Origin of the sequence: uncultured Martelella sp. (genome assembly GCF_963677965.2) — a bacterium.
GTDB classification, from domain to species: Bacteria; Pseudomonadota; Alphaproteobacteria; order Rhizobiales; family Rhizobiaceae; genus Martelella; species Martelella mangrovi.
This window is the reverse complement of record NZ_CAXXFM010000001.1, coordinates 726,764-749,881: the sequence shown is the minus strand read 5'-3', so window position 1 is coordinate 749,881 and position 23,118 is coordinate 726,764. Positions and strand designations below refer to the sequence as shown.

Sequence of the window (23,118 nt, the reverse complement as noted above, 5' to 3'; positions counted from 1 at the left end):
CCGATGACCGCGCACGAACTGAAGCCTTCCGCCGATACAGTTCATTGGGGTTTTCTCGATGGCAGCCTTGCCCCGGTGCTCGAAGTCGCTTCCGGCGACACGGTGACGGTTCACTCGCTGAGCGGCGCACCGGAAGAGGTGCCGTCGCAATTGTCGACGCTTCGTCCCGAACATGCCGACATTCATGCGCGGCTTTCGCCATCACCTGGACCGCATATTCTGACGGGTCCGATCTCCGTTCGGGAGGCAATGACAGGCGATGTCCTGAAGGTCGAGATCCTGGATATCGCCCTTCGCGAGCGCTGGGGATACAACATCACCAGGCCGGGAAGGGGCACCTTGCCCGACGATTTCCTCGAGCCTCATACACGGCATTTCGAGATCGACCCGGAAGCGGGATCGATTACGCTGCCATGGGGCGGAACGCTGCAGGCCAATCCGTTCTTCGGCATCATCGCCGCGGCGCCGCGGCCGCAAGATGGTCGGCTGACCTCCGTAATACCCGGCTATTTTGGCGGCAATCTCGATTGCCGTGAACTGACAGCCGGTTCCACGCTGTATCTTCCGGTCTCTGTCGCAGGTGCGTTGATCTCGATCGGCGACGGTCATGCCAGCCAGGGCGATGGCGAGGCGTGTCTGACGGCCGTCGAAACAGGACTGACAGGGCGCTTTCGGTTTACGGTCCTCAAGGTCGGCTCGCTCGAATTCCCATACGCGGCGACCCCTTCGCATCTGATCACCATGGGGGTGGACGAAAATCTCGAAGAAGCTGTCAGGCTGGCGTTGCGTCGCGCGATTGCGCAGGTTTCTTCGGCTACCGGCATTTCGGCTGCGGAGGCCTATACGCTGTGCTCGATTGCCGCAGACATCCGCATCACGCAGCTTGTCAACGTGAAGAAGGGGGTTCATGTGATGATCCCCAAGGCGGTCCTACAGCAGGCCGCGAACGACTGAAGAGGGTCAAAATGAGCGCCAGAAACATCAAATCAATTGCCGTTTTCTGCGGATCGAACACCGGCGGGGCGGTCGATTTTGCCGATGGAGCCCGCGCGCTCGGTACGGCACTGGCCCGGGCCGGCATCCAGCTCGTCTACGGAGGAACCACCAAGGGATTGATGGGCGAGGTCGCCGATGCCGCGCTTGAGGGAAATGGTGAAATTCATGGCGTCATCACGCGGCGCCTGATGGAGAAAGGTCATGCGCATGAAGGCCTGACGAGAAGCGAAGTGGCCGAGCCGCTGCGCGCGCGCAAGGAGCGCATGGTGGAACTCGCCGATGCCTTCATTGCGCTTCCGGGCGGTATCGGCACGCTTGAGGAGTTCATGGAAACCTGGACCATGAACCAGCTCGGCGAGATCGACAAGCCGGTGGGCCTCCTCAATACACTAGGTTTTTTCGAACCGTTCCTCGGCTTCATCGACCACATGGTCGCATCCCGTTTTCTGCCGCCGGAGCATCGCCATTCGGTATGCGTGGATGCCGATCCAGCCGTGCTTGTCAACAAGCTTCGTAGCTTCGAGCGCACCACAGTGCCGAAATGGCTGTGATCCGCTGATCACATTAAATTCATTGGATAAATTGGCGGGGACGCATGGGCGTTCCCGCCTTTTCCGTATCCGGCGCTGAAGTGATAAGTGAACGCATTTTGGTACCGCGTGAACACGAAAACAGCAATAGTCAGCACTGCTCGCTGCTCCTAACATCACTTTGTCTTTGATCTGACGAATAGCCGGTCGAAGGTCGAAAGCTCCGGCAGATCCTCGATCCTCCTCGATCTTTTAGCAAGCCGGTGGATGCAGCCAGCTACATGGCGGACCGGGTGACGGCGTGTTGCAGAAGACTATATAAGCCAAGTGACTGGCGGAGCAGCTTCGGGCCTCAGCCCCCACAAACCAATCGAATGGGAACCACCATGAGAAAGCTCCTCCGTTCTCTGATCATACCGGCCATGCTGCTTGCCACCTAGGCGCAGGCCGATGATCTGCCGATCAAGTTCACGCTCGACTGGAAGATCCAGGGTATCCACTCCTGGTTCTACCTTGCCGAAAAAAAAAGGGCTATTTCGCCGACGAAGGCCTCGACGTGCAGATCGACCAGGGCGAGGGCTCTGCCGCCACGGTCACCCGCATCATGTCGGGCGCTTACGATGCCGGTTTCGGCGACATCAATGCCATCATCCAGAATGTGCTGGAGACGCCCGAGACCGCGCCGCTGATGGTCTACCAGATCTATAATCAGCCGCCCTTTTCCGTGCTGACCAAGAGCGACGGTCCGGTTCAGGAATTGTCCGATCTTGAAGGGCTGAGGGTCGGTGGTCCGGCAGGTTCGGCTGCAACGCGCCTGTTTCCCGCTCTTGCCGCATCGGCAGGTGTGGATGTGTCCGAGGTCGAGATCGTCAATGTCGCCACCAATATCCAGGAACAGATGCTGATCCGAGCCAACATCGAGGCGAGCCTCGTCTTCAACGTCACCAGCTACCTGAACCTCGTCGGTCTCGGCCTCGATCCGGAAACCGAGTTCAACTGGTTCAACTACGGCGACAATGGTGTCGATATCTATTCGAACGGCGTTATGGTTTCGCGTGAGCTTGCCAAAGAGCATCCGGAAGCCGTGCGCGGCCTGGTGCGCGCCATCAACCGCGCCATGAAGGAAGTGATCGCCGATCCGGCCATGGGGGCAGCAACGGTCAAGGAAGTTGAGCCGCTCATTGATGAAGAGCTGGAAGAGCTACGTATCGACTTTGCGATCGAAAACCTGATTATCTCCGATGAGACCGAGACGGTTGGCCTCGGCGGTGTCGATGAGGAGCGTCTCGCCCGGTCGATCGAGACCATCAAGGAAGCCTATGAGCTTGATGGTTCGCTGGAACCGTCCATCGTATTCTCGAGCGACTTCCTTCCCCCGCTTGACGACCGCACTGCAAACTGATGACGATCTGGCGGGGCTCGTGACGGGCCCCGGCTTCTTATTTAAGGCCCGGGAGGCGCATATGGATAGCCGCACAATCACCGTCGCAGAGGCCCTTGTCGGGCCGTCCTATACGCCTTCCGGCCCTGCTGAAATCACGATAGAGGGCGGCACGATCTCGTCCGTCCGGCCTCTGGAGAAAATGCCCTCCGGCCCCCGCATGCTGGCGATGCCGGCGCTGGTGGACGGGCACAATCATGCGCGGCCGCTTTCGCCCACCTCATTCGGTGCAGGCATGAAGCCGCTGGAAACATGGCTGCCTTCGCTGGCGGTCATGCCGTCGGTTGATCCCTATCTGGCGGCTGCGGCCTCCTTCGGCCGGTCGGCCAGGGGCGGCTGCGTCGGTGCCATGGTGCATCTCATCCGCCCCATGGGGCAGGAGCCGCTCGAGCGTGAGGTGCACGAATATGCCCGCGCGGCAAGTGATGTCGGAATATCGATCGGCTTTGCCGTATCGATGCGCGACCGCAACCCGATCGTCTACGGCGATCATTCGGCGATCTCGGAAAAGCTTGCCGGCGAGTTCGCCATTGACGATATCTGGCGCCTGCCCGCCGAAGGTATCAGGGACCAGATCAAGCGCGTGGAGGCGGTCGCCACCGAAATGGAAGATTGCGGCCATGTCGACGTACAGTTCGGTCCCAATGGCGTTCAATGGTGTTCTGATGGGCTGCTGGAAGCGATTGCCGAGGCGTCAGCCGAGAGCGGTCGTCGTATCCACATGCATCTGCTCGAAACCCGCGAACAGCGCCGCTGGGCGGACCGCGCCTATCCGCAGGGCATCGTCAACTGGCTTGCAGAGATCGGCCTCCTGTCGCCGCGCCTTACGGTCGCCCATTGTGTCTGGGCGCGACCGGGGGAACTCGAACTTCTGGCGCAACATGGCGTCAGGATTGCGGTCAATCCGTCATCCAACCTGCATCTGAGTTCCGGGATAGCAGCCGTCGGCAAGATGAAGGCCGCGGGCATCCAGTTCGGGCTCGGCCTCGATGGCTGTGCCTTTGACGAGGATGACGACGCGCTGCGCGAGTTACGGCTTTTCCGGCTGCTGAATGCCGGCATTGCCTTTGACGAGGTGATCACGCCGGGAGACGCGCTTTCTGCTGCGTGCTCGGTGAGCAGAGATATTATCGGTCTTCAAGCCGGTGGTAATATCGGCGAAGCCATGCCCGCCGACCTGCTGATACTTGATCTCGACAGGCTCGACCCGGATCAGATCGTGGACGTAGACCCCCGCCACTGCGTTTTCGCCCGCGCGACCCAGCAGCACATCGATGAAGTGATCCGCGGTGGGCGGACCATCGTCAAGAACCAGATGTTGCCGGGTCTCGAACTGGATGCCATGCATGAAACACTGCGTGCCCAATACCGCGCCTCCATCGCCTCGACGAAGCACATCCGCAGCGCCTTCGAAGCCCTCGAACCCCTGATCGCCGAACACTATCGCGGCTGCTGCTGATATGCCTGACTTCAGGAGCACGCGAGGTTCGAGCATCACGCCAAATGATACATTGTTGAACAACCCTTTCAGTGTCTCCGAGCAAAACAGTGTCCAAATCCTGCCCCCGCAACCAAAATCGTGTTAGCAAACAAATTAAAAGCCCTCGCATAACCGCGGGGCTTTGGGCGTTCTGGCTCAGTAAAACGTCGTGAGATGCGCGAGCGACGGGCAAGATTTGTCGTCAGGAGCGCCGGAGTCAATTGAATCGAACGTGAAGTAGCCGAATGAGTTGTTTCCCCTCAAAGCGGCGCGGAATTGCGTTCCAAATTATGTTTTCCCAGTCTGTCTACTCGTCTCTCGCTTGCTGCGTAAGAGCTGGCATATCTATCGACGCTGTTATTGCGTGAAAGCTCTGCGAGGGCGGAAGGGAGATGACAGTAAAGCAGTCGCACTGACGTTCGGGAGATCATAAAACAGTGTGCTATATCCGCCAGGCGAAACGACTGATTAAGTTTTCTTTTCTATCACAGATGCTGTGTGTCAGTTCTCAGATTGGTCTTCATCAGCATGCCTATTTCGCGTTATCCCAACCATCAAACGAAACCTGTAGATGTAGCAAAAACGGAAAACGCTGAGGCAGAAAGGGACCAGATCGCCGAGGTCTCGCGACGCAATGCGGAAGCTGCGATTCTTGACCCGGAGCGTTTGCCGACCTGGCAGCGTCCATTCGTGTTGGGGCCGAATGTGCGGTTCACTCGCACGCCGCACCGGAAACATCCGGAGCCGGCAATGCCGGCCGAAACGGAGACGGAGGAGATGGTTTTCGGCCCGCATCTTCCTTCGCCGGCGACCGTGCTTCAGGAGCGGATTGCCGAAGAGCTGCCCGCAGCGCGCTTGGTTTCATCCGACAAACAGCCGTGGAACGTGGAGACCGAACAACCGCTGTCCGAGGTCGAGCCAATTGACGAGATTGAAGCAGAAGAAGAAGACACAGCGCCCTCGATCCCCTGGTATCTTTCGGGCGAGAACGACGTCGATCCGTCTCTGCCTGACGAAATCGATTATGCGACCACACACGATGACGCGATGCTTGAGACTTCAAGCGAGACAGAGCGCGTGCACGGCGATTGCTTTTCCTATCTTCCCGATGGGCTGGCGTTCGAGATGATGGCGCTTGGCGGTGTTGAAACGCCTGGAGCGGAAAAGAACGTGCAAACGGAACCGCCGGTCGAGACGGAACCGCAACAGGCCAAAGCGGACATATCCGTGGCGCCGGCAACAGAGCCCGCCGGGGCAGCGCAAGCCGATCTGGTTGACCCGTCATGGACCGCGACCTCGGATGCCGTGGAAACTATCCTTGATGACAAGAAAGAGCGCGCCGAAGAGGGGCCGTCTCCGGTTTCGCTCTACCGTCAGGTTCTGCTTTACAGCCCGACGCGGACTGCCGAAAGCACACCCGCGGATGTGCCGTCGGGTCCTTGCGAATCCAGTGAAGACGCAGATGATGCGCCGGATGTCTGGGCCGTCGAGGACCTTGCTGATGATGAGCCGGACGAAGACATTGCTGCATTCATCGAAGAGGATGATGTCGAGATCGAACCGGAACGCGAGGCCGAACCTGAATACAAGGAACGCACCGAGCCCCTCAACGTTCTGGCGGAACATGAGGTAACCGACTTCGTTTTCCCGTCGATCGACCTGTTGCAGATGCCGGGGTCGGATGAAGCCAACGAGTTCAGCCAGGAAGCGCTGGAGCAGAGCGCCGGTCTGCTGGAAAGCATTCTGGAGGATTTCGGCGTCAAGGGCGAGATCATCGATGTCCGTCCGGGCCCCGTCGTCACGCTTTACGAGTTCGAACCTGCGCCGGGGGTCAAATCCTCGCGGGTGATCAATCTTTCGGATGATATCGCCCGCTCGATGTCGGCGCTTTCCGCCCGTGTTGCCGTCATTCCCGGCCGCAATGTGATCGGCATCGAGCTTCCGAACGAAGAGCGTGAGACCGTCTTTCTCAGGGAGCTGTTCGAAAGCCGCCTCTATATGACGACCGATTTCCGCCTGCCGCTTTGCCTCGGCAAGAATATCGGCGGCGAACCGGTTGTCGCCGAACTTGCCAAGATGCCGCATCTTCTCGTCGCCGGCACCACGGGTTCGGGCAAGTCGGTGGCGATCAACACCATGATCCTGTCACTGCTTTATCACCTGCGTCCGGAAGAATGCCGGTTGATCATGGTCGATCCGAAAATGCTGGAACTGTCGGTCTATGACGGGATTCCGCATCTTCTGACCCCGGTTGTGACCGACCCGAAGAAGGCGGTTCTGGCGCTGAAATGGGCCGTGCGCGAAATGGAAGACCGCTATCGCAAGATGTCGCGGCTTGGCGTACGCAATATCGATGGCTTCAACAAGCGTGTTGCCGAAGCTCGCGCCACCGGCGAAACCATCATGGTTTCCGTGCCCACCGGCTTCGACCGCACCACCGGCGAGCAGACCTTCGAGGATCAGGAGCTCGATCTTTCGGCACTGCCCTACATCGTCGTCATTGTCGACGAGATGGCGGATCTGATGATGGTCGCCGGCAAGGAGATCGAAGGCACGATCCAGCGATTGGCGCAGATGGCGCGCGCGGCCGGCATTCACCTGATCATGGCAACGCAGCGGCCCTCGGTGGACGTGATCACCGGCACGATCAAGGCCAATTTCCCGACGCGCATCTCCTTCCAGGTCACCTCCAAGATCGACAGCCGCACCATTCTCGGCGAACAGGGCGCGGAGTATCTGCTGGGCCAGGGCGACATGCTGCACATGAAGGGCGGCGGCCGGATTGCCCGCGTCCACGGTCCCTTCGTTTCCGACTACGAAGTCGAAAAGGTCGTCGATCATCTAAAATCTCAAGGCACGCCCACCTATCTCGGCAGCGTCGTCGTCGACGAGGGAGACGAGGGCGAAGAGGATAGCGCCGTTTTCGATGCAACCGACATGGCGAGCGAGGGTGATGATACCGACGATCTTTTCGCCAAGGCCGTCAAGATTGTCCAGCGCGACAAGAAGTGCTCGACCTCCTACATCCAGCGACGTCTGTCGATCGGCTATAACCGCGCTGCCTCGCTGGTCGAGCGCATGGAACAGGAAGGTCTGGTCGGGCCCGCCAACCACGTCGGCAAGCGCGAAATCCTCGATACAGGTGCCGCCGACTGACCCGGATTCCGGATCCATCGGGGATGGGGGCATATCTTCATCCCAACATCGAGTGAACATCGAAACGAAGGCGTCCTGCTCTTCGTGCTAAGTCTTTTCGCCGACGTGCCGCAGGACACACTGTGGCTTCCGCATGCAACGCGGAACCATCCGCAGGCACGTCGCAAAAGCCGCCGGCGAGATCTCCGACCTGATCCGTTCGCCGAACAAATAGTCGGACACTGTCCTGATCGTCAGCGTCCGGGCCTCACGGCAGGCGGACCGGCAGTGGTGCGGCAAGCACGTGGTCTTTCAGCCGCCGAAGCTTTGCTGTGTCAGGCCCGGAGGCGCCGGCGGCGGCGATGCGGGACCATACGGCGCGGTAATAGAGCGTGGCCGTCAGCCGGGCGAAATCATGGGCCAGCGGCGTCGGGTCTTCGGCGGCCAGAACTTTGTCGCGCCACTGGTTCCAGATTTGCGCGAGCGCCGCGATTTCGGTGTCGCCATCGGCCAGTCGGTCGATGAGCGCCGTGAATGCGTCGGCCCCCGCGCCGTCTTTGAGGCGCAGGCCGCGGCCCGCGATCGTCAGTGCATGGATGCCGTTCGCACCCTCGTAGATCGCGGTGATGCGGGCGTCGCGCCAGACCTGCGACAGGCCGTATTCGGTGAGGTAGCCATAGCCGCCGAGCACCTGAATGCCGAGATTGGCGGCTTTGATCCCCGCCTCGGAAGCAAACAGCTTGCACACCGGCGTCAGGAAATCGACCAGTTCCGGCTTTTCGCCAAGCGCCATCTCAACGAGCGCGATATGGCACATGGCGCGGCTGCCGAGAGCCAGCGCCTGCTGCTCGTCGAGCATACGCCGGACATCGGCATGATCGCTCAGAACGGCCGGGCTGCCATCCGCCTTGCGGCCCTGACGGCGTTCGTCGGCATAGCTCGCGGCGATATGGCCGGCGCGGGCGGCATGCGCCGTGCCCTGCAGCGCGACATCGATGCGGGCGTGGTTCATCACCGTGAACATGGCCTTCAGCCCTTCGCCCTCCGTGCCGATCAGTTCGGCGGGCGTCGCGTCGAAAACCATCTGGCAGGTGGGCGAGGCGTGCAGCCCCAGTTTTTCCTCGATCCGGGTGATTTTTATGGTCTCGCCGGCACTCTCCCGGTCGCAGAGAAACAGCGAAAGCCCCCGGACGCCGCTTGCCGCATCGCCAGTGCGGGCCAGAACCAGATGCAGGATATTGTCGCTCAAATCCTGATCGCCGCCGGAAATGAAGATCTTCTCGCCGGAAAGCCGCCAGACGTCACCATCGCGGCTGGCCTTGGTGCGGATACGCCCGAGATCGGAGCCGGCATCCGGCTCGGTCAGGCACATGGTCGAAAGCGCGGCGCCGGCCGAAAGCGGCGCGATCCAGCGTTGCTGCTGGTCTTCGCTGCCGTAATGCAGCAGTGTCGCGATTGCGCCCGGCACAAGGCCGCAGACCATCTGCATGGCATGGTTTGCGCCGGAAAAAATCTCCGAAACGGCCGCGCCGATGACCGGCGAAAGCCCCATACCGCCGAAATCCTCCGGCGCGGTCAGGCCCTGCCAGCCGCCCTCGGCCAGTTGAGCGAAGGCATCGCGAAAACCCTCCGGCATGATGACGCGGCCACCGACAAGGCGGCAGCCCTCGGCGTCGCCCACCGCGTTGAGCGGCGCAAGCACGCCTTCGGCGAAGGCCGCGAAATGGCCGATGATCTCGCCGGCCAGTTCGCCGTCCCAGTCCGGAAGGCGGGACGCGCCGGCAACGGCGTCGAGCGAAAACAGGATATCCTCGACAGGGGCCTTGAATTCGGTCATCTCAGCTCTCGACCCCCAGCAACCGCATGGCGTTTTCCTTCAGGATCAGCGGGCGCACCTCGTCGCGAAAGGGGGCCTTGTCGAAGGCGTCCAGCCAGCGTTCCGGGGCGATCATCGGCCAGTCGGAGCCGAACAGCATCTTCTTTTTCAGGAGCGTGTTGGCGTAGCGCACCAGGATTTCCGGGAAGTATTTCGGCGACCAGCCGGACAGGTCGATATAGACATTCGGCTTGTGGGTGGCCACCGACAGGCTCTCCTCCTGCCAGGGAAAGGAGGGATGGGCCAGAATGATCGGCATGTCGGGGAAATCGACGGCGACATCATCGATATACATCGGATCGGAATATTTCAGCCGCATGCCGTTGCCGCCGCGCATGCCGGAGCCAACGCCGGTCTGGCCGGTGTGGAACAGCGCCGGCTTGCCGGTCTCTGCAATCGCCTCGTAAAGCGGATAGGCCATGCGGTCATTGGGATAGAAGCCCTGCATGGTCGGGTGGAACTTGAAGCCCTGAATGCCGTGGTTTTCGACGAGATCGCGGGCCTCGCGCGCGCCGAGCCTGCCCTTGGCCGGATCGATGGAGGCGAAGGGGATGAGGATGTCGCTTTCCTTCGCGCAGGCCTCCGCTACCTCGTAATTGTTGTAGCGCCGGTAGCCGGTCTCGCGTTCGGCATCGACGGGAAAGATCACGGCGGCGATATTCATCTCGCGATAATGCGCCGCGGTTTCCGGAATGGTCGGCGGATGCGACCACGGGGCCTTGAAATATTTGGCCATCGCCGATTGCAGGTCGTCATAGCCGTCATCGTGATGGCAGCCGCAGGGCTCTTCGGCGTGGGTGTGAAAATCGATGGCGCGAACTTTGGAAAAATCAACCATTTCAGAAACCTTCAAACACGGATCAGGGCCGGATCTTCATTGTCGTAAAGCCGTTCGAGAAGGCCGGCCCGGCGGGTGATGATCTTGCGGATGTTGAGCGAGCCCTTGTCGGTGATCTCGCCATCTTTCAGGTTCGGCGGTTCCGACAGGATGATGGCGCGGGCGATGCGTTTGGCCGATCCCGTTGCCTTGCGCGCCAGAAGCCGCAGCTCCCAGTGAATGGCAGCCTGGAGATGCTCGTCGATCACCGCGCCCTCGGATGTATTGCCGTCGTGCACCGCATCGGGTTTGGGAAAGACGAACAGGCCGATTTCGCCGCGGTCATGGCCGCAGACGACGACATCCTGCACCAGCCCGCGCAGGGCCTCCAGCGCATCGAGGCGCAGCTTGCCCGCCTGCACCCAGGTGCCGGTCATCAGCTTGAAGTCTTCCGACACGCGCCCGTCGAAGACGAGGCCGCGATCGGGGTCATCGGCATCGACGAAACGCACGGCATCGCCGGTGATCATGAAGCCTTCTTCGTCAAACGCCTGCGCGGTTTTTTCCGTATCGTCGAAATAGCCGGGCATGATGTTTATGCCCTTGACGCGAAGCTCGCAGCGCATCTCGTCGTCGGGCATCAACTTGATCTCGGTGCCCGGCAGCGGCACGCCGATCACGCCGGAACGGCCGATCTGTTCATGCAGCATGATCGTGGCTGGCGCCGTCTCGGTCATGCCCCAGGAGGAAATCATCAGCGGCAGTCGGCCCTGAACCTCCATCGCCATTTCCTCCAGACGCGTCCAGATATCCTGCGGCAGCGATGCGCCGGCGTAAAACAGCAGGTCGAGATCGTTGAAATAGGCCTGGCGCAGGTCGCGGTCCGTCTCCATGGCGTGCACCAGCATGGAAAAGCCGACCGGAACGTTGAAGGCGAGGTTGCCGGGATGCTGCTTGATATTCTCGATCGAGGTCGGAAACGCCCTGGCGGTCGGCTTGCCATGGTCGATGTAGAGGCTGCCGCCATGGGCGAGCATCATGTTGACATTGTGCGAGCCGCCGAAAACATGGTTCCACGGCAGCCAGTCGCAGATTTTCGGCGGGCGCTCGCTGATGAAGGGCAGGACCGAGGCCATCTGGCTCTGGTTGGCGCACATCATCCTTTGCGTGGTCATCACCGCCTTCGGGTTTGAGGTCGAGCCGGAGGTGAACAGCAGTTTCGCCAGCGTGTCGGGGCCGACCTTTGCGTGGGCGGCTTCGAGATCGACGCTGCTATCGCCTTTCAGAAGATCGGCAAAGGCTGTGACCGGGCGTGGCGCGCCTTCTGTCTTGACCGCCACCACGGCGATATCGTCGAATTCCGGCCGTTCGAGCGCTTTGGCATAGCGTGCGGCATCGTCGACGAAGGCCAGCGCCGGCTTTACTTTGCCGATGGCATAGGCGAGACGGCCATGGGCTTCCTCGATCAGCGAATATTGTTCGGCCAGCGGCACGACGGGAATGCCGACCCATTGCGCGGCAAATGACAAAAGCGCGTGGTCGACGCCATTGCCGGACATGATCAGGATCGGCTTGTCCGGACCAAGCCCCATCGCCAGCAATCCGCCGGCAATGGCGCGGACCATGTCGAGCACCTCGCCATAGCCGTGCTCGCGCCAGCCATCGCCGGAGCGCTCGGCCAGAAAGACGCGGGCTGGCGCTGCGGCGGCCCATTTTTCAAGCCATTCGCCTGTGTGGTTGACGACCGGATCGAGCGGGACATTCGATGTCGCGATCATCGTCCCGTCGGGGCGCGTCACGGTCCTGACCGAATGCGCCACCAGCGTCAGTTCCTTGTCGAGAACGTCCATTCTTCCTCCTCCGCGGGACAAGCCTCTCCTCAGACCGGCCCCGCTCTGTTGTCGTCATCAGCCTGCCATGCAGATTTTCCGGAGCATGCCGCGCAAAAGCGCCTGTTCCTCATCGCTCAGGAGGCCGCCGAACAGCGTCGCCTCGTGGCCCTCGACGGCGGCTTTCGCCTTTTCCCAGAGACGCTGCCCCTTGGGGGTGGCGCGCAGCGCATAGGTGCGCCGGTCGCCGGGCACCCGGTTGCGCGAAATCAGGTCGCCGTTTTCCAGCTCATCGACCAGCACGACCATGCCGGATCGCTCGATCTTGAGGACCTGGCTGAGCTGGGTCTGCGAGATATCCGGGTTTTCGACCACGATCGACAGAACCGAAAAGGTCATCATCCGCAGGCCGAGCGGTTCGAGCACGCGGCGCATATCCTCCTGCACCAGCAGGAAGGCGCGCTTCATGTTGTAGCCGATGAACGCGCCGAGATAATCGTCGGTGGCGCCTGTTGCGGCTTTTGTCATGTCGTCTGCCTCGACGGGGTTCGGTTTTGCGTTCGTCATCGTGTTTCTTCCTGTCAGTTTGCCACCAGATCGACGAGCCAGAAGCTGAGCGCGGGAAAGGCGATCAGCAGCGCCACGCGGATCAGCTCCGATATCACGAACGGGATGGTGCCGCCGAAAATCGCTCTGAGCGGTATGTGTTTGGCCATTGATGAAATGACGAACAGGTTCATGCCGACGGGTGGGGTTATCAGCCCCATTTCCACCACCACCAGCGTGATGATGCCGAACCACATCGCCGTATGCTCCGCCGTCATGCCGAAATCGAGCGCCATGATTGTCGGAAAGAACACCGGCACGGTCAGAAGGATCATCGACAGGCTGTCCATCACGCAGCCCATGATCAGATAGAACACCACGATGGCGAGCATGACGAGCATGGGCGAGAGGCCCGACTGGCCGAACCAGGCGGCGATATCCATGGGCATCCGGCTGAGCGCCAGCGCGACGTTGAAAAGATCGGCGCCGAAAACGATGGCAAAGATCATGGCGGAGGCCGCAGCCGTGTCGATCAGCGAGGCGATCAGGTCCTTCAGCCGCAACCCGCCGGTTGCCACGCCGACGACAAGCGTCAGGACAACGCCGACGGACGCGCCTTCGGCCGGGGTGAAGAACCCGCCATAAATGCCGCCGAGAACGACAGCGAAAATGCCGACGATATGCCAGATGCCAAGCGCCGCCTTGATGCGCTGGCGAAACGGGACCGGCGCGTGATCGGGCCCCTGATCGGGAAAAAGACGCACGAAAACGGCAATGGCGATGCAAAAGCCGATCACCGCCATGGTCGCCGGCACGGTGGCGGCCAGAAACAGTTTCACGATGTTCTGTTCGGTCAGCAGCGCATAGATGATCAACACCACGGATGGCGGGATCAGAATGCCGAGCGTGCCGCCGGCGGCCAGCGAGCCGGCCGAAAGCGCGCCGGAATAACCGTGCTTGCGCATTTCCGGCAGCGCCACCCGCGCCATGGTCGAGGCGGTGGCCAGCGAGGAACCGGAAATCGATCCGAACATGGCGCAGCCGGCCACCGCCGCCATGGCGAGACCACCGCGAAAATGCCCGATCCAGGCATTGGAGGCGGCAAACAGGCTGGCGGAAATGCCGGAGCGCGTCGCGATATGCCCCATCAGAATGAACAGCGGCACGATCGCCAGTTCGTAGGACATGAATTTATCGACCCAGGCGGTGTCGAGATAGAAAAGCAGGCTTGCGGGGCTGCCGAGCAGCATGTAGCCGCCCGCCCCGACAGCCCCCATGGCCAGAGCGATGGGCATGCGCAGGAAAATCAGCGCCAGCATGATGACGAGCATGCCGATGGCAATCATCGTGGGGTCCATCAGGCGGCCTCCCTGATGGTCTCATCCGTTGCCCGGCCAAAAAGATCGGCAGCGCCTGTAAGGGCCGCGACGAAGGCCGAAAGGCCGGTACCGAAGACGGCCGGAACGTAAATCATCCACACCGGAAAGCCGAGAAGCATGGTCCGGTCGCCATAGGCATGAATGGTGGCAAGGCCGTGGGTCAGACGCCAGCAGATGATGGCCCAGCCGGCGGCAAACAGCAGCGTCCAGAAACCGTCGAGACGGCGCTGGCCGGCTTTCGGCATCCAGTCGGTGAAGATATCGACCATGACATGGCCCTTGGTGAACTGGCAAAGCGGCAGGAACAGCGAGGCGCAGGCGGCGCAGACCAGTTCCACGGCCTCGAAATCGCCGCGAAGGCCACCGAAGCCGGTCATGCGCGCCACCACGGAAAACGAAACCATCAGCGCCGTGGCGAAGGCGGCAAGACCGCCGAGGCCGGCGCTTACCAGACATATCCGGTATAGCCAGAAGAAACGGGGGCTATGCGCCCCCTCATTTCCGTGTTCGGCCGGGACGTGTTCCGCCATGGGTCAGCCCTGATCCAGCAGTTCGTTGGCACGCTTGATGATCGCGGCGCCGTCATAGCCCTTGTCATCGAGCTTCTTCTGCCATTCGGCGACGACCGGCTCGGCGGCTCCGCGCCATTCGGCAATCTGGTCAGCCGGGATTTCGACGATATCGTTGCCGTTTTTCTCGACCACGCCCTTGCCCACGGCCTCGAACCTGTCGAAGGCGGCACCCAGCCGTTGCGAAAGCGCCGGGCCGGAATGGTCGTCAATCACCTTGCGCAGGTCGTCGGACAATCCCTCATAGCTGCGTTCATTCATCACCAGCGCAAAGGTGTTGGAATAAAGTCCGCGTGCGCCCGGTGCCGGGGCGGCGGAAAACTCGGTCAGTTCCTGCAGCTTGTAGGCGGGAACCACCTCATAGGGCAGGCAGCAGCCGTCGATGACGCCGTTGGACAGGCCGACCACCATCTCGGTAACCGGGAAGAACACGACCTCCGCGCCCAGTGCGCTCAACATATTGCCCGTCGACTGGTTGGGCGCGCGGATGCGCATGCCGCTCAGATCGGCCTTCGATGTGATCGGCTTGCCGCGGGTATGCAGCTTGCCGCCGGCATGGGTGTGGAAGGCCAGCGGCTGCATGCCCCTGTATTCGGCCATGCCGTATTCGCGCATCAGCGTGTCCATGGCCACCGATGTCTGTTCCGCCGATGTTACCATGAAAGGCAGCGCCATGGTTTCGGCTACGGGGAAACGGTCCGGCGTATAGACCGGCAGGGTCCATGCGATATCGACAATACCCTGGCGCGCCTGATCGACCAGTTGCGGCGCCTTGCCGCCAAGCTGCATGGCGGGGAATATCTGCAGTTCGATGGCACCGCCGGAAGCATCGGACAGTTCCTGCGCCCAGATTTCGAAAAAACTGCTCTGGATCGGCGCCATGGCCGGCAGGAAGTGATGCAGCTTGAGCGTGACTTCGGCGGCATGCGCATGTCTGATGAAGGCCGGCGCCGCCAGTGCCGCGCCGATGGTTGTCAGCGCCCTGCGGCGCGTCATTTTCATACCCTTGGTCATATCGGTTCCTCCCTTGAGACCGTTTGCCTGCAAGCATCGAGCAGCCCGCCGTCTCCCGTCGGCGGGTCTGCCGGCCTATCGAAAGACCGGCGCCCGTTTCTCCAGAAAAGCGCGAAGTCCTTCCTCGGCATCCGCACTTGTCTGCGAGACCGCCGCGCACAGGCTTTCGGTGAAAAGCCCTTCCGCGCGCGGCATTTCGGTGATCCGGCTGATCGCCTGGATCATCATGTAATTGGAAAGCTTCGCATTCTTCGCGATCCGCCCGGCAAGCTTTTGCGCCAGTTCCAGCGCCTCGCCTTCGCCGACGCTGTAATGACAAAGGCCGAGCGCCAACCCTTCATCGGCATTGTATTTGCGCCCGGTCAGCATCATTTCGCGCATCCGGTCGGCGCCCAGAATGCGGCCGACGCCGATGGTCGCCCCGCCGCCGACGAAAATGCCGCGCATGCCTTCGGGAAGCTGAAAGATCGTCGACGGTTCGGCAATGCGGACATGGGTGGCCGATGCCAGCTCCAGCCCGCCGCCGATGACCGCGCCGAACATGGCGGAAATCACCGGCAGGCCGGAGAACTGGATCATTTCCATGACCCGGTGCCAGTTGCGTGAATGATACATGGTGTTCTCGGCATCGCGGGCGACATGTTCCGACAGGTCAAGCCCCGAGCAGAAATGGCCGGCCGTGCCGGTGAGAATGACGACGCGAACCGCCTCCGGCGGGGCGGAAAAGAACCGGTCGAGCGCATCGAGCAGTTCATCGCACATGGCGTTGCGCTTTTCCGGCCGGTTCATGGTCAGCGTTGCCACCGGACCGTCAATTGCGATTTTCAGAATATCGGTTTGCGTCATGCGTTTTTCTTTTCGTTCGTGTCGCGTCATTTCGGCGGCATCCGCGCTGCCGCGTCGAGCCTGATGAGGGAGCCGTTGAGCATCGGGTTTTCGATGATCTGCGCGGCCAGGCGGGCATATTCGTCCGGCAGGCCCATGCGGCTTGGAAAGGGCACGTTCTTCAGGATTTCGGCGCGGACATCGTCGGGCAGGCCCGCGCTCATCCGGGTCTCGAACAGACCGGGCGCAATCGCCATCACCCGAATGCCGAAGCGGGCGAATTCGCGCGCGGCCGGAAGCGTCATCGAAGCAACCCCGCCCTTGGAGGCGGCATAGGCGGCCTGGCCGATCTGGCCGTCTTCGAAGGCCACCGACGCGGTGTTGATGATCACGCCGCGCGCGCCGTCCTCGTCGACCGGCTCAGCCGCCGCCATGGCGCGGGCGGCGATGTTCATCACCGTATAGGTGCCGACAAGATTGGTGCGCAGCGTGCGCTCGAAGATATCGACCGTCAGCGCGCCGTCGCGCGGCAGAATGCGCGATGCCGTGCCGATGCCCGCGCAGGAGACGACAATGCGCGGCACGCCGATCTTCTCGCCGGTCTCCGCGATGATCGCTTCGATCCTTGCCGCATCCGCGACATCGGCGGCAAAGCCAAGTCCGCCGGTTTCCGCGGCAATGGCCAGCGCGGCGTCTTCCGAAAGATCGACCGCAACAATATGAGCGCCGTCTTCGGCCAGCCGGCGCGCCGTGGCCGCGCCAAGCCCGCTGCCCGCACCGGTGATCAGTGCCACCATGCCTTCGATCTGCATGAATCCTCCTCTGCTCCTCGCGGCAGATTAGAACGCCAATAAACTGTTATGTCAATGAACAGTTGTTCTTAATAAATAAAATTTGCTTTTTGGCAGATCATGCGTGATTTCTATCGGACGTCGCCGGTTTGTTTCACGCCGGCTGGCCCGGGCCTGGAGGCGGCCCTTGAAAGGGAGGAGACTGTCATGAAAACGCAAGTGGCCATTATCGGCGGCGGGCCATCCGGCCTGCTGCTTTCGCAACTCCTGAACCGACAGGGCATAGAGACCGTCGTCATCGAGCGCGCCAGCCGCGCCCACGTGCTGTCGCGCATCCGCGCCGGCATTGTCGAATGGGGCGCGGTCGAACTTCTGAGGGCGGCGGGTGTCGGCGCGCGGATGGATGCGGAAGGCATTCCCCATGATGGCTGTGTATTGTCGGACAACGATCTTCAGGTGCGGATCGACTTCGAGTCGCTGACCGGCCGGGCGGTGATGGTCTACGGACAGACGGAGATCACGGCCGACCTCTATGCCGCGCAGGATGCCATGGGAACGCCCATGTTTCACGGCGCATCCGATGTGGTGATCGACGATCTCGGATCGGCGCTCTCAACCGTCAGCTTCACGCATGAAGGCGTCCGCAAGACCGTGACATGCAGCTTCGTGGCCGGGTGCGACGGGTTTCACGGGGTGTCGCGACGCACGATTCCGCAGGAAAAACGGCGCGAATTCGAGCGCGTTTATCCGTTCGGCTGGCTCGGCGTGCTGTCACACACGCCGCCCGTGCATGATGAGCTTGTCTATGCCAATTCCGACCGGGGTTTTGCGCTGGCCTCCATGCGCCACGCTTCGCTGAGCCGCTATTATCTCCAGGTGCCGCTCACCGACAAGGTCGAGGACTGGTCCGACGAAGCCTTCTGGGGGGAGCTGAAACAGCGTTTGCCATCGGATATCGCGGCCCGACTGGTGACGGGCCCTTCGATCGAGAAGAGCATTGCGCCGCTGCGGTCCTTCGTCTCGGAACCGCTGCGCTGGGGCAATCTCTTTCTTGCCGGCGATGCCGCGCATATCGTTCCGCCGACCGGCGCCAAGGGGCTGAACCTTGCCGCCTCCGATATCCACTACCTGTCGCAGGCGCTGATCGACAAGCTGAAATCCGACACCTCGGCGGGCATCGACGCCTATTCCGAACGCGCGCTGAAACGGATCTGGAAAGCGATGCGCTTCAGCTGGCAGATGACCATGCTGCTGCACCGTTTCGATGGCGAGGACGCTTTTTCCGCGCAAATGCGTAAGGCAAGCCTCATGCATCTGTCGGATTCGGAAACCGCTCGCCGCGAACTGGCGGAAAACTATGTCGGGTTGCCGTATTGACGATAGCTGTTGCTGTCGCGTGCACGTCTGTTTGAGGCCGCAGTGCAGGTGAGGGGCTTTCCTGGCCAAGACGAACGGGAAATCAGCTTGTTTGAGCGATCAGCGCCTTGAGCTCGTCCATTTCGCTGACGCTGAGATCGGTCAGCGGTGGGCGAACCGGTCCGGCGCGGCGGCCAATGGCCTCCAGCCCCGCCTTGATGATCGACACGGCATAGCCCTTCTTTCGGTTGCGCAGTGCCACCAGCGGGAAGAAAAATTCCTTGAGAATCCGATCGGTCGTTTGCTTGTCGCCCTTGCGCAGCGCCGCATAAAAATCCTGCGCAAGCTGCGGTACGAAATTGAAGACGGCGGAGGAATAAGTGGTAACCCCGGCTGAATAATAGGCTTGCGCATAAAGCTCGTGCGTGGGCATGCCACCGATATAAACCAGTCGGTCCTGGAGTTGAGTGGTGATCTCGATCACCCGGTCCACCTCGCCGTAGCCATCCTTGAACCCGATGAGGTTGGGGCACATATCGGTCAGTCGCAGAAGGCTCTCGGCAGTCAGAACGATATTGTCGCGATTATAGACGACGACGCCGATGCCGACCGCGTCGCAAACCGCCTTGACGTGGGCGATGAGCCCTTCCTGCTCGGCGAACATCAGATAGGGAGGCAGAAGCAGGATGCCGTCGGCCCCTGCCGCTTCGGCGTTCCTGGCCATCTCGACGGCCATTGCCGTGCCGTAGGCGGCCCCGCCGACGATGGGCGTCCTGCCGGCGCTGGCCTTGGCGATCCGCGTGACGTAGGTAGCCTCATCGGGTGTCAGCGAAAAGAGTTCGCCGGTCCCGCCGGGCGCGAAAAGGACAGCGGCGCCAAAGCCGTCGAGCCAGTCGATATGGCTGCGATAGGCTTCCTCATCGAGGCCGAGATCCGGCTTGAACGTGGTTACGGGGAAAGACAGCAGACCGCTACCCAAAGCGGATTTCAGATCGTCAGGGGTCATGGAAATTCAATCCGGTGGTAAAAGCTGATCAGTAGGTTTCAAGGGCCTGGAGCAGGGCGGCGATGTAGCCGTAGCAATAGGCAAAGGCGACGCCCTGCGGGTCCCGGCCGGAAATGGTCGGCACATGATCGGGCATGATCATGTATTTGTAACCCACCTCTTTGTAGGTCTTGAGCGCGGCGGCCATGTCCATGTCGCCTTCATCGGGGAAGGTCTCCATGAAAGACAGTTTCCGGCCTCGGATATTGCGGAAATGCAGGTTGAAAATCTTGTCCCGGCTGCCGAACCAGCGAATGACGTCGTCGACCTCGTCGCGTGGGTTGTCCAGCATTTCGCCGACCGTGCCCTGACAGAAATTGAGGCCATGATAGGGGCTCTCGCGCATCTGCACGAATTTTTTCAGCCCTTCGACCGTGCCGAGTACGCGCGTGACGCCCTTGTAGCCGGGCGGGGTATAAGGATCGTGAGGGTGGCAGGCAAGGCGGATCCTGTTGGACTCGGCGACGGGGACGACGCGCTCGAGGAAATAATCAATGCGCTCCCAGTTTTCGTCCTCCGGCAGCACGCCGGCCATGCCGGGGGCGGCATTCTGGTCGGTCTTGTCCCAGCGGAATGAGGCATTCAGCGAGCCGCCGCGTCCCCGCTCGGCCGGTGTGCGCGGAATTCCGATCAGGTTGAGATTGTATTTGGCGGCGGGAATGCCGGCCTCGGCAAGGTTTTCGATCAAGGTGCAGATCGCGTCGATCTGCCGGTCGCGCTCGGGGCCGGCCAGCAATATGTCCGGATAAGTCGCGGTCTCGATCGGGCTGGAGGGGAGGGGAAGCTGGATCATGTCGAGAACCAGATCGAAGGTTTCGACCTTTTCACGCAGCCGCAAAAGATCGTCCAGTGTCCATGAGCCGGGCTCGCCCGCTGGATCAGCGCATATGTGCTTTATGCCCAGCTGGGCCCAGACCCGATAATCCTCATCATCGCGCGCGGCGAGTTGGGTGCCCAAATACATGCCATACTCCTCTTCCGTCATATGACATAGTATGAATTATCAAGCCTGTCGAGGCCTATCTTGACAATCGTCGATAACGCTTCTGGCTGCCGATCAAGTGATCGCGCATGGCCTGACGGGCCGCTTCCGGATCCTGGTCGGCAATGGCGTCCACGATAACCTGATGTTCATTCAGCACCCCCAGAAGGTACTGCCGGTCTGTGGCGCTGGGCAGGGTGGGAAACTGGCCGCGCGGTATGGACCGCTGACCGAATTGCTTGAGAGCATCGGGGAAATAGCGATTATTGGTGGCTTCGGATATGGCCATATGAAAGGCCAGATCGGCGTCCACCGTGGGTGCATCCGCCTCGATGAGGCGTTCCATTTCCTGATTGGCGTTGCGAATGGCATCTTCCTGTTTGGCGGATCGCCGATAGGCCGCAACAGCGGCGGCTTCAGTTTCGATGGCAATGCGAAACTCAAGCATTTCAAGCGTTTGCGGGATGCTTTGGATTTCGATTGGGGTGAGGATTATGCCGGTGTGGGGCAGGTCTTCGCTGACAAACATGCCCTTGCCTTGCACAGGCGTGACCAGTCCCGCCGAGCGCAGTTCGGCGATGGCCTCGCGCACCACGGTGCGGCTCACGGAAAACTGCGCTTCCAGCTGCGGTTCGGTCGGTAATTTGGCGCCGGCGGGAAGATCGCCATTCTCGATCTTGTGCCGGAATTGGTCGACAAGGGCCTGAGCAAGTCTGGGCCTGCGGCGCCTCATCGTTTGAGCCATAACACTATCCTCTTTGAACCCTGTTCTCGCCAACTGTGCGACGTCGTCGGATGAACTATTGTCAATTCTCCAAATATGCAATAGTCATAATACGACATACGACATACGACCAACGTCACATGTTGGTATTGTATATCGAGGAGGAGTATCAATGAAACTGTTTTCAACCCGATTCATTTCGGGCGCCGCTCTCGCTATGGCATTGTCCGTGGCGCCTGCGGCTTTCGCCCGGACGCCGGTCGACCAGCTGGTGATCGGCACCTCGCTGGCGCAGGTTCTTTCGCTCGACCCGCAGCAGGGCACGGAGGTCAAGACCCAGGAAATACTGGCCAATACCTATGACCGGCTGGTGCAGTTCAGTGGCGAGGAAGGCTATGCCATCCGTCCGCAGCTGGCCGAAAGCTGGGAAGTCGATGATACCGGTATCACGTTTCATCTGCGCGATGCGACCTTTGCCTCCGGCAATCCCGTCACCGCTGCCGATGTGGTGTTCTCGCTGACGCGCCTGATCATGCTGGATCAATCGGCGGCGGCGAATTTCAAGAATGTGGGCTACACGCCCGAAACCATTGCCGATCTCGTATCGGCGCCGGACGACGAGACCTTCCGCATCGAGATGACCGACAGCGTCATCCCCGAATCGCTGCTCTATCGTCTGGCCGGCGGCACGGCGAGTGTCGTTGATAGCGCCGTTGTTAAAGAGCATGTCTCCAACAACGACTATGGCAATGCATGGCTGCGGACCAACACGGCCGGCTCCGGTCCCTATGTCCTGCGTCGCTGGACCCCGAATGACGTGGTGCTGCTCGAAGCCAATGAACAATATTGGGACGGTGCGCCGGCCATGCGTCGCGTCATCATGCGGCATGCGCCGGAGAGCCAGGCCGCCCGCCTGATGCTGGAACGCGGCGATATCGATGTTGCCAATGCGCTGACCGCGCCGGATGTGCTGACCTTTACCGACAAGGAAGGGTTCTCCATCGATGAGGTCAAGACAGGCGGCTATTACGTTCTGTCGATGAATGCCGGCCGCGAGCCGCTGTCCAATCCGCTGGTGCGTGAGGCCATCGCTTACGGTATCGACTATCAGGGCATCGCCGACACGATCCTCGGCCCCTATGGCCGGCCGCGCAATGTTCCCGTGCCTGAGGATTTCGAAGGCGCGATCGATAATCCGGACTGGTCTTTCCAGCCTGAGCGGGCGCGTGAGCTGCTGGCCGAGGCGGGGTATGCCGATGGCTTCGATCTCACCTTGAAGACCATTGCCCAGACCCCGCGTGTCGATATGGCGACTGCCATTCAGGCCAGTCTGGCCGATATCGGCATCAATGTCAGCATTCAGCAGGGCAATGGTTCGGATATCGTCGCCTCGCACCGTGCGCGTGATTTCGATCTGCTCATCCCGCAGACCGGCGCCTTCATGCCGACGGCTCTGGGGTCGATCGACAATTTCGTCACCAATCCGGACAACGCGCTCGAAGCCAACAATGCCGGCAATTTCGTGTGGCGCTCGGCCTGGGACATTCCGGAGCTGAATGCGATGCGCAACGAGGCCAATGGCGAGCGCGACGATGCCCGCCGCCTCGAACTGCTGCGGCAGATGCAGGAAATGTTCATCGCACAGAAACCTGCCGTGCTGCCGATGTTCGAACGGTTTGAACCCATCGTGATCAGTGACCGGGTTCACGGCTATGAGGGGCACCCCTGGTCGTTGACCCGCCTCGACGACGTCACCAAGACCGAAGACTAAGCAAACCGGCCG

At 61.1% G+C, this 23,118-nt stretch carries 19 protein-coding genes; 7 read left to right on the top strand and 12 right to left on the bottom strand.

Annotation, left to right across the window (positions count from 1 at the left end):
• Positions 1-3 precede the first annotated feature (3 nt).
• From ACHZCU_RS03695 to ACHZCU_RS03675, 5 genes are all read left to right on the top strand, one after another.
• Complete coding sequence (locus ACHZCU_RS03695; RefSeq protein WP_319517702.1) at positions 4-954, top strand: acetamidase/formamidase family protein; 951 nt, start codon at positions 4-6, stop codon at positions 952-954.
• Between the two features lie 11 nt (positions 955-965).
• On the top strand, positions 966-1,547 hold the full coding sequence (locus ACHZCU_RS03690; protein ID WP_319517701.1) for a TIGR00730 family Rossman fold protein: 582 nt from the start codon (positions 966-968) through the stop codon (positions 1,545-1,547).
• A gap of 535 nt (positions 1,548-2,082) precedes the next feature.
• A complete protein-coding gene (locus ACHZCU_RS03685; protein WP_319517700.1) occupies positions 2,083-2,928 on the top strand; it encodes an ABC transporter substrate-binding protein in 846 nt (281 codons plus the stop codon).
• Positions 2,929-2,989: 61 nt separating this feature from the next.
• Positions 2,990-4,426 (top strand): amidohydrolase family protein, encoded by a 1,437-nt coding sequence (locus tag ACHZCU_RS03680; protein WP_319517699.1) that lies wholly within the window; start codon positions 2,990-2,992, stop codon positions 4,424-4,426.
• A 549-nt stretch (positions 4,427-4,975) separates the two neighbouring features.
• Positions 4,976-7,603 (top strand): DNA translocase FtsK, encoded by a 2,628-nt coding sequence (locus ACHZCU_RS03675; RefSeq protein WP_394706012.1) that lies wholly within the window; start codon positions 4,976-4,978, stop codon positions 7,601-7,603.
• Between the two features lie 247 nt (positions 7,604-7,850).
• On the opposite strand, the gene ACHZCU_RS03670 is transcribed toward ACHZCU_RS03675, so the two are convergent.
• From ACHZCU_RS03670 to ACHZCU_RS03630, 9 genes are all read right to left on the bottom strand, one after another.
• Positions 7,851-9,419, bottom strand: coding sequence for an acyl-CoA dehydrogenase family protein (locus tag ACHZCU_RS03670; RefSeq protein WP_319517697.1), 1,569 nt, complete (start codon positions 9,417-9,419; stop codon positions 7,851-7,853).
• A 1-nt stretch (position 9,420) separates the two neighbouring features.
• Positions 9,421-10,296: an amidohydrolase family protein gene (locus ACHZCU_RS03665; protein WP_319517696.1), complete on the bottom strand. Its 876-nt coding sequence runs from the start codon at positions 10,294-10,296 to the stop codon at positions 9,421-9,423.
• An 11-nt stretch (positions 10,297-10,307) separates the two neighbouring features.
• The gene (locus tag ACHZCU_RS03660) at positions 10,308-12,125 is read right to left on the bottom strand and encodes a feruloyl-CoA synthase (protein WP_319517695.1); all 1,818 of its coding nucleotides are present in this window, start codon (positions 12,123-12,125) and stop codon (positions 10,308-10,310) included.
• A 57-nt stretch (positions 12,126-12,182) separates the two neighbouring features.
• A complete protein-coding gene (locus tag ACHZCU_RS03655) occupies positions 12,183-12,671 on the bottom strand; it encodes a MarR family winged helix-turn-helix transcriptional regulator (RefSeq protein ID WP_227023591.1) in 489 nt (162 codons plus the stop codon).
• Positions 12,672-12,685: 14 nt separating this feature from the next.
• Entirely contained in the window at positions 12,686-14,008 is a 1,323-nt protein-coding gene (locus ACHZCU_RS03650; RefSeq protein ID WP_106303964.1) for a TRAP transporter large permease, read from the bottom strand.
• The gene (locus ACHZCU_RS03645; RefSeq protein ID WP_106303961.1) at positions 14,008-14,559 is read right to left on the bottom strand and encodes a TRAP transporter small permease; all 552 of its coding nucleotides are present in this window, start codon (positions 14,557-14,559) and stop codon (positions 14,008-14,010) included. The genes ACHZCU_RS03650 and ACHZCU_RS03645 overlap by 1 nt, the downstream gene beginning before the upstream one ends.
• Positions 14,560-14,562: 3 nt before the next feature.
• Positions 14,563-15,612 carry a TRAP transporter substrate-binding protein gene (locus ACHZCU_RS03640; protein ID WP_227023590.1) on the bottom strand — a complete coding sequence of 350 codons (1,050 nt, stop codon included), beginning with the start codon at positions 15,610-15,612 and terminating at the stop codon, positions 14,563-14,565.
• A 75-nt stretch (positions 15,613-15,687) separates the two neighbouring features.
• A complete protein-coding gene (locus tag ACHZCU_RS03635; RefSeq protein WP_319517694.1) occupies positions 15,688-16,458 on the bottom strand; it encodes a crotonase/enoyl-CoA hydratase family protein in 771 nt (256 codons plus the stop codon).
• Positions 16,459-16,484: 26 nt separating this feature from the next.
• Positions 16,485-17,249, bottom strand: a complete 765-nt coding sequence (locus ACHZCU_RS03630; protein WP_319517693.1) for an SDR family NAD(P)-dependent oxidoreductase — start codon at positions 17,247-17,249, stop codon at positions 16,485-16,487.
• 186 nt (positions 17,250-17,435) lie between these two features.
• On the opposite strand from ACHZCU_RS03630, the gene pobA reads away from it, so the two are divergent.
• Positions 17,436-18,605, top strand: a complete 1,170-nt coding sequence (gene pobA, locus ACHZCU_RS03625) for a 4-hydroxybenzoate 3-monooxygenase (protein ID WP_319517692.1) — start codon at positions 17,436-17,438, stop codon at positions 18,603-18,605.
• 82 nt (positions 18,606-18,687) lie between these two features.
• Here pobA and kdgD read toward each other — a convergent pair whose 3' ends face one another.
• The 3 genes from kdgD to ACHZCU_RS03610 are packed head-to-tail and all read right to left on the bottom strand — an operon-like array spanning position 18,688 to position 21,356.
• A complete protein-coding gene (kdgD, locus tag ACHZCU_RS03620) occupies positions 18,688-19,590 on the bottom strand; it encodes a 5-dehydro-4-deoxyglucarate dehydratase (RefSeq protein WP_319517691.1) in 903 nt (300 codons plus the stop codon).
• Positions 19,591-19,618: 28 nt separating this feature from the next.
• Entirely contained in the window at positions 19,619-20,593 is a 975-nt protein-coding gene (locus ACHZCU_RS03615; RefSeq protein WP_319517690.1) for a mannonate dehydratase, read from the bottom strand.
• Between the two features lie 55 nt (positions 20,594-20,648).
• Entirely contained in the window at positions 20,649-21,356 is a 708-nt protein-coding gene (locus ACHZCU_RS03610) for a FadR/GntR family transcriptional regulator (protein ID WP_319519736.1), read from the bottom strand.
• 151 nt (positions 21,357-21,507) lie between these two features.
• Between ACHZCU_RS03610 and ACHZCU_RS03605 the strand changes: the two genes are divergently transcribed.
• A complete protein-coding gene (locus ACHZCU_RS03605) occupies positions 21,508-23,106 on the top strand; it encodes an ABC transporter substrate-binding protein (RefSeq protein WP_394706011.1) in 1,599 nt (532 codons plus the stop codon).
• Positions 23,107-23,118 lie beyond the last annotated feature (12 nt).

Bases quoted from the DNA above. Each gene is read 5' to 3' on its own strand.
- ACHZCU_RS03695 (WP_319517702.1), top strand. From the start codon at position 4: ATGACCGCGCACGAACTGAAGCCTTCCGCCGATACAGTTCATTGGGGT.
- ACHZCU_RS03690 (WP_319517701.1), top strand. From the start codon at position 966: ATGAGCGCCAGAAACATCAAATCAATTGCCGTTTTCTGCGGATCGAAC.
- ACHZCU_RS03680 (WP_319517699.1), top strand. From the start codon at position 2,990: ATGGATAGCCGCACAATCACCGTCGCAGAGGCCCTTGTCGGGCCGTCC.
- ACHZCU_RS03675 (WP_394706012.1), top strand. From the start codon at position 4,976: ATGCCTATTTCGCGTTATCCCAACCATCAAACGAAACCTGTAGATGTA.
- ACHZCU_RS03670 (WP_319517697.1), bottom strand. From the start codon at position 9,419: ATGACCGAATTCAAGGCCCCTGTCGAGGATATCCTGTTTTCGCTCGAC.
- ACHZCU_RS03665 (WP_319517696.1), bottom strand. From the start codon at position 10,296: ATGGTTGATTTTTCCAAAGTTCGCGCCATCGATTTTCACACCCACGCC.
- ACHZCU_RS03660 (WP_319517695.1), bottom strand. From the start codon at position 12,125: ATGGACGTTCTCGACAAGGAACTGACGCTGGTGGCGCATTCGGTCAGG.
- ACHZCU_RS03655 (WP_227023591.1), bottom strand. From the start codon at position 12,671: ATGACGAACGCAAAACCGAACCCCGTCGAGGCAGACGACATGACAAAA.
- ACHZCU_RS03650 (WP_106303964.1), bottom strand. From the start codon at position 14,008: ATGGACCCCACGATGATTGCCATCGGCATGCTCGTCATCATGCTGGCG.
- ACHZCU_RS03645 (WP_106303961.1), bottom strand. From the start codon at position 14,559: ATGGCGGAACACGTCCCGGCCGAACACGGAAATGAGGGGGCGCATAGC.
- ACHZCU_RS03640 (WP_227023590.1), bottom strand. From the start codon at position 15,612: ATGACCAAGGGTATGAAAATGACGCGCCGCAGGGCGCTGACAACCATC.
- ACHZCU_RS03635 (WP_319517694.1), bottom strand. From the start codon at position 16,458: ATGACGCAAACCGATATTCTGAAAATCGCAATTGACGGTCCGGTGGCA.
- ACHZCU_RS03630 (WP_319517693.1), bottom strand. From the start codon at position 17,249: ATGCAGATCGAAGGCATGGTGGCACTGATCACCGGTGCGGGCAGCGGG.
- pobA (WP_319517692.1), top strand. From the start codon at position 17,436: ATGAAAACGCAAGTGGCCATTATCGGCGGCGGGCCATCCGGCCTGCTG.
- kdgD (WP_319517691.1), bottom strand. From the start codon at position 19,590: ATGACCCCTGACGATCTGAAATCCGCTTTGGGTAGCGGTCTGCTGTCT.
- ACHZCU_RS03615 (WP_319517690.1), bottom strand. From the start codon at position 20,593: ATGTATTTGGGCACCCAACTCGCCGCGCGCGATGATGAGGATTATCGG.
- ACHZCU_RS03610 (WP_319519736.1), bottom strand. From the start codon at position 21,356: ATGGCTCAAACGATGAGGCGCCGCAGGCCCAGACTTGCTCAGGCCCTT.
- ACHZCU_RS03605 (WP_394706011.1), top strand. From the start codon at position 21,508: ATGAAACTGTTTTCAACCCGATTCATTTCGGGCGCCGCTCTCGCTATG.